We start from the raw sequence: 6,207 nt of genomic DNA on the forward strand, positions 1-6,207 counted from the left end.
CGTCATGATGGTCCCTCCTTCAACGAAACGGCGACGCCGCGCCGGGCTGCCGCTCATCGGCCGCCCGGCGCTCGCCGCCCTGTTGCAAGACTTCGCTGCCGCATCGCTGCCGGCAGCGGGCTGTTAGACGAGATCGAAGCGGTCGAGGTTCATCACCTTGTTCCATGCCGCGACGAAGTCGTGTACGAACTTCTGCTGCGCATCCGCACTGCCGTACACCTCGGCAAGCGCGCGAAGCTGCGAATGCGAACCGAACACGAGGTCGACGCGCGTGCCCGTCCACTTCAGCTCGCCCGTCGCACGATCGCGGCCTTCGAACACGTCGTTGTCGGCCGATGCGGGCTTCCACTCGGTACGCATGTCGAGCAGGTTCACGAAGAAGTCGTTCGTCAGCGTGCCCGGACGCTCGGTGAAGACCCCGTGCTTCGGATCGCCGACGTTCGTGCCGAGCACCCGCATCCCGCCGACGAGCACCGTCATCTCCGGCGCGGTCAGCGTCAGCAGTTGCGCCTTGTCGACCAGCAGCGCCTCGGCCGGCGTCTTGAACTTGCGCTTCAGATAGTTGCGGAAGCCGTCGGCGACAGGCTCGAGCACGGCCATCGCGTGGACGTCGGTCTGCTCCTGCGACGCATCCGTACGGCCCGGCGCGAACGGCACCGTCACCGTGACGCCCGCGCTCTTCGCGGCCTGCTCGACGCCGGCCGCACCGGCCAGCACGATCAGATCCGCGAGCGATACCTTCTTGCCGCCCGTTTGCGCATCGTTGAACGCCTTGCGCACGCCTTCGAGCGTCTCGAGCACGGCCGCGAGTTCGGCCGGGCGGTTCACTTCCCAGTCCTTCTGCGGCGCGAGACGGATGCGCGCGCCGTTTGCGCCGCCGCGCTTGTCCGAGCCGCGGAACGTCGACGCCGACGCCCACGCGGTCGATACGAGCTGCGACACCGACAGCCCCGACGCAAGCACCTTCGCCTTCAGCGCCGCGATGTCGGCTTCGTCGATCAGCGGATGGTCGACGGCCGGCACCGGGTCTTGCCACAGCAGCTCCTCGGCCGGCACGTCGGGGCCGAGATAGCGCGAGCGCGGGCCCATGTCGCGGTGCGTGAGCTTGAACCATGCGCGCGCAAACGCGTCGGCGAACTGGTCCGGATGCTCGTAGAAGCGGCGCGAGATCTTCTCGTACTCGGGATCGAAGCGCAGCGCGAGGTCGGTCGTCAGCATCGTCGGACGGTGCTTCTTCGCCGGATCGAACGCATCGGGGATCACCGCCTCCGCATCCTTCGCGACCCACTGATGCGCGCCAGCCGGGCTCTTCGTCAACTCCCACTCGTAGCTGAACAGGTGCTTGAAGAAATCGTTGCTCCACTTCGTCGGCGTCGATGTCCACGTGACTTCGAGGCCGCTCGTGATCGCGTCCTTGCCCTTGCCGGTGCCGAACGTGCTCTGCCAGCCAAGACCCTGCTGCTCGAGGGCCGCCGCTTCCGGCTCGGGGCCGACGCTCGAGGCGGGACCGGCACCGTGCGTCTTGCCGAACGTGTGGCCGCCCGCGATCAGCGCGACCGTCTCTTCGTCGTTCATCGCCATCCGTGCGAACGTCTCGCGGATGTCGCGCGCGGCCGCGACCGGATCGGGATTGCCGTCCGGGCCTTCCGGGTTCACGTAGATGAGGCCCATCTGCACGGCCGCGAGCGGGTTCTCGAGCTCCCGGTTGCCGGAGTAGCGGCTATTCGGGCCGCCGCTCAGTTCGAGCCAGATCTTTTCGGAACCCCAGTACACGTCGTCCGGTTCCCACGTGTCGGGACGGCCGCCCGCATAGCCGAACGTCTTGAAGCCCATCGATTCGAGCGCGACGTTGCCGGTCAGGATCAGCAGGTCGGCCCACGAGATGTTGCGGCCGTACTTCTGCTTGATCGGCCACAGCAGCCGGCGCGCCTTGTCGAGGTTCGCGTTGTCGGGCCAGCTGTTCAGCGGTGCGAAGCGCTGCTGCCCGCCGCCCGCGCCGCCGCGGCCGTCGGCGATCCGGTACGTGCCCGCGCTATGCCAGGCCATCCGGATGAACAGGCCGCCGTAGTGGCCGAAGTCGGCCGGCCACCAGTCCTGCGACGTCGTCATCAGCGCGTGCAAATCGCGCTTCACGGCCGCGAGGTCGAGCTGCTTGAATGCCTCGGCATAGTTGAAGTCCTTGTCCATCGGATCGGACAGCGACGAATGCCGGTGCAGGATATTCAGGTTGATCTGATTCGGCCACCAGTCCTTGTTCGATGTGCCGCTGCCTGCGGTGTGGTGGAACGGGCACTTCGGTTCGGTCGACATGCTTTTTCTCCTTGGATGGCTCATGTGCCCCCGTGCCGGCGTAGCGCCGGACGACGTGCGCGGAGCGTGATTGCGGGGGTGGAAAACGGAACAGGCGGGGCCTGCCGCCCGACTACGGGATGCGCTTCGCGTCGCGCTTCCCGGGCGAAGCGCCGCAGGCGGGACGCTTCGGGCAAGCGCGGCCGGCAGACGCGCCGCCGGCGATGCGCTGGGTCTTCGTGTTGTCGATCATGCTTTGCTCCCTCTTCGGCGCGGTTGAATCGGGGGAACACGGGACCGGTATACGGCGTCATCCGCCATACGTGCGATCCGCCAGGTATGCGAACGCAATCGGACGCAGGCTGCGGATCGCGGCCCTGGCACGATTGACGACTTGCTCGCGCGACGCGATGTTCCGCTGCGCGTGCCGCAATACCGATCGCATCATAACATCCTCCTTTGACGCTTGCATTGAATCTGCAACGGGCGCCTCGGGGACGCCGACCATGTGAAGAGTCTACGTAAATCTATCGTCCAACAGAATTCAATTGTTTAAATCTATGCGATAGGGAAAAATAAACGGGGCCGCGAGACCCCGTCGATCGATGCGGCGCGGCGGCCACGTCAGTTCAAGGTAGCCGGCATGTCGAGCTTCGCGACGCCCGGCAGCTCGCACGCGGCGATCGCTTCGCTGATCGCGTCGATCGCCGGCATCCGCGTGAAGCTCTTGCGCCACACCAGCACGACGCGGCGGTCGGGCACCGGCTCGTTGAACGGCACGTACGACAGCAGCTCGGCGTCCGGGCCGTTCGCGCGCGGGCCGATCTCCGGCACCGACATTCTCGGCAGCACCGTGATGCCGACGCCGCTTGCGACCATATGGCGGATCGTCTCGAGCGACGAGCCTTCGAACGTCTTCTGGATGCCGTCGGCCGTCTGCGAGAAGCGCATCAGCTCGGGGCACACGCCGAGCACGTGGTCGCGGAAGCAGTGACCGTTGCCGAGCAGCAGCATCGTTTCCTGCTTCAGGTCTTCGGCGTCGATCTCGCGGCGCTTCTCCCACGGATGGCCGGCGGGCAGCGCGACGACGAACGGCTCGTCGTACAGCGGCCGCACCATCAGCCCCGTTTCGGGAAACGGCAGCGCCATGATCGCCGCGTCGATCTCGCCTTGCTTCAGCAGCTCGAGCAGCTTCAGCGTGTAGTTCTCCTGCAGCATCAGCGGCATCTGCGGCACGCGCTGGATCATCTGCTTGACGAGCGTCGGCAGCAGGTACGGGCCGATCGTGTAGATCACGCCGAGGCGGAACGGGCCGACGAGCGGGTCCTTGCCCTGCTTCGCGATCTCCTTGATCGCGAACGTCTGCTCGAGCACGCGTTGCGCCTGCGTGACGATCTGATCGCCGATCGGCGTGACGCTCACTTCGCTCGCGCCGCGCTCGAAGATCTGCACGTTCAGCTCGTCCTCGAGCTTCTTGATCGCCACCGACAGCGTCGGCTGGCTCACGAAGCACGCTTCGGCCGCGCGGCCGAAATGCCGCTCGCGCGCAACCGCGACGATGTATTTCAATTCAGTCAGCGTCATTGTGGGTCAATCAGGTATAAACGAGCGATAGGCATAATTTATACACCCTGTGGCGGCCGTTCGCCAAGTTTCTCCGCATCGCGGTCGGCCGATCGTCGGTACGGCTCCGGCCCTCAAACACGGCCTCAAGCCTTCAGATACTGCTCGCGCGCGCCGAGCCAGCGCGCCAGATGCTGCGTGACGACGTCCGGATACGCGGCGATCAGTCGCGCGGCGGCGTCGCGCGCGGGGTCGATCAGCCAGCCGTCCGTCTCGAGGTTCGCGAAGCGCAGCATCGCGGCGCCCGACTGCCGCGCGCCGAGGAATTCGCCGGGCCCGCGGATCTCGAGGTCGCGCCGCGCGATCTCGAAGCCGTCGGTCGTCTCGCGCATCGTCTTCAGCCGTTCGCGGCCCGCGATCGACAGCGGCCCCGAGTACAGCAGCACGCAGACCGACGCCGCGGTACCGCGCCCGACGCGCCCGCGCAGCTGATGCAGCTGCGCAAGGCCGAAGCGCTCGGCGTGCTCGATCACCATCAGCGACGCGTTCGGCACGTCGACACCGACCTCGATCACGGTCGTCGCGACGAGCAGCTGCACCTCGTTGCGCGTGAACGCGTCCATCACGGCCGCCTTGTCGGCCGGCGACAGCCGCCCGTGCACGAGGCCGACCTTCAGTTCGGGCAGCGCGGCGGCGAGCGTCTCGTAGGTCTCGACCGCCGTCTGCAGCTGCAGCGTCTCGCTTTCCTCAATCAGCGGGCAGACCCAGTACACCTGGCGGCCGGTCAGCGCGGCCTCGCGTACGCGCGCGATCACCTCGTCGCGGCGCGCGTCGCCGACCACGCGCGTCAGCACCGGCGTGCGGCCCGGCGGCAGTTCGTCGATCGTCGACACGTCGAGATCCGCGTAATACGTCATCGCGAGCGTGCGCGGGATCGGCGTGGCCGACATCATCAGCTGATGCGGCTGGAAGCCCTGCGCGCCGTCCGCCGCGTTGGCGGCCTTGGCGCGCAGCGCGAGCCGCTGCTCGACGCCGAAGCGATGCTGCTCGTCGACGATGACGAGACCGAGCCGCGCGAATTCGACGGTGTCCTGGATGATCGCGTGCGTGCCGATCACGAGCTGCGCGGTGCCGAGCGCGGCCGCCTCGATCGCCGCGCGCTTTTCCTTCGCCTTCAGGCTGCCCGCCAGCCATGCGACCGACACGCCGAGCGGCTCGAGCCAGCCGCGCAGCTTGCGTGCATGCTGCTCCGCCAGGATTTCGGTCGGCGCCATCAGCGCGGCCTGATAGCCGGCGTCGATCGCCTGTGCGGCCGCGAGCGCCGCCACGACCGTCTTGCCGCTGCCGACGTCGCCCTGCAGCAGCCGCTGCATCGGGTGCGGCAGCGTCAGATCGTGCGCGATCTCGTCGACGACGCGCGCCTGCGCGCCCGTCAGCCGGAACGGCAGCGCCGCGTAGAGCCGCGTGGTCAGCGCGTCGGCGTCGCGCGCGGTGCGGCGCGGCATCGCGGGCGCCGCACGCGTGCGGCGCTCCTCGTGCGCGCGCTTCAGCGACAGTTGCTGCGCGAGCAGTTCCTCGAACTTGATGCGCGTCCATGCCGGATGCGAGCCGTCCATCAGCGCGGCTTCGTCGGCGTCGACGCCAGGATGATGGAGGATGCGCACGGCGTCAGCGAGCGTCGGCACGCCGAGCGGCTTCAGGTAGTCGCGCTCGATTTCGGGCGGCAGCAGCTCGGGCAGCGGCGTGCGCTCGAGCGCGTTCTCGATCGCCTTGCGCAGATAGGCCTGCGACACGCCGGCCGTGCTCGGATAGACGGGCGTCAGCACCTGCGGCAGCGGCGCATCGGCTTCGACGACGCGCACCGCCGGATGCACCATCTCCATCCCGAAGAAGCCGCCGCGCACGTCGCCGCGCACGCGCAGGCGCTGGCCGACCGCCATCTGCTTGACCTGCGAGCCGTAGAAATTCAGGAAACGCAGCACGAGCTGCTCGCCGTCGTCGTCGCGGATCTTCACGACGAGCTGGCGGCGCGGGCGATACGCGACCTCGTTGTCGATCACGACGCCTTCGGTTTGCGCGATGCCGCCCGGCAGCAGATCGCGGATCGGCGTGAGCGTCGTTTCGTCCTCGTAGCGCATCGGCAGATGCAGGACGAGATCGATCGAGCGCGTGAGCCCGAGCTTCGCGAGCTTGTCGGCGGTTTTCAGCGCCGGCTTGGACGATTTCGCCGCCGCGGCCTTCTTGCCGCGCTTCGCGGCCGGCGCGCCGTCGGCGTCTGCCGGCGCATCGGCGGGCGGGCCTGCGTGCGCATCGTCGTCGATCGACACGGCCTGCGCGGCCGCGGCCGGCTGCGCG

The 6,207-nt window shown here is 68.1% G+C and carries 3 protein-coding genes; all 3 read right to left on the reverse strand.

All coding sequences use genetic code 11. From position 1 onward, the window contains the following. Positions 1-123: 123 nt before the first annotated feature. Positions 124-2,310, reverse strand: coding sequence for a catalase/peroxidase HPI (katG, locus tag HMPREF3115_RS16110; protein WP_006409655.1), 2,187 nt, complete (start codon positions 2,308-2,310; stop codon positions 124-126). A 603-nt stretch (positions 2,311-2,913) separates the two neighbouring features. After that, on the reverse strand, positions 2,914-3,873 hold the full coding sequence (locus tag HMPREF3115_RS16115; RefSeq protein WP_006401641.1) for a LysR substrate-binding domain-containing protein: 960 nt from the start codon (positions 3,871-3,873) through the stop codon (positions 2,914-2,916). Positions 3,874-3,998: 125 nt separating this feature from the next. Continuing rightward, a partial coding sequence (gene recG, locus HMPREF3115_RS16120) for an ATP-dependent DNA helicase RecG (protein ID WP_141751684.1) occupies positions 3,999-6,207 on the reverse strand: 2,209 nt, incomplete at its 5' end.

It is taken from the genome of Burkholderia sp. HMSC10F09 (genome assembly GCF_001806955.1).
Lineage (GTDB): Bacteria > Pseudomonadota > Gammaproteobacteria > Burkholderiales > Burkholderiaceae > Burkholderia > Burkholderia multivorans.

Bases quoted from the DNA above. Each gene is read 5' to 3' on its own strand.
- HMPREF3115_RS16115 (WP_006401641.1), bottom strand. From the start codon at position 3,873: ATGACGCTGACTGAATTGAAATACATCGTCGCGGTTGCGCGCGAGCGG.
- katG (WP_006409655.1), bottom strand. From the start codon at position 2,310: ATGTCGACCGAACCGAAGTGCCCGTTCCACCACACCGCAGGCAGCGGC.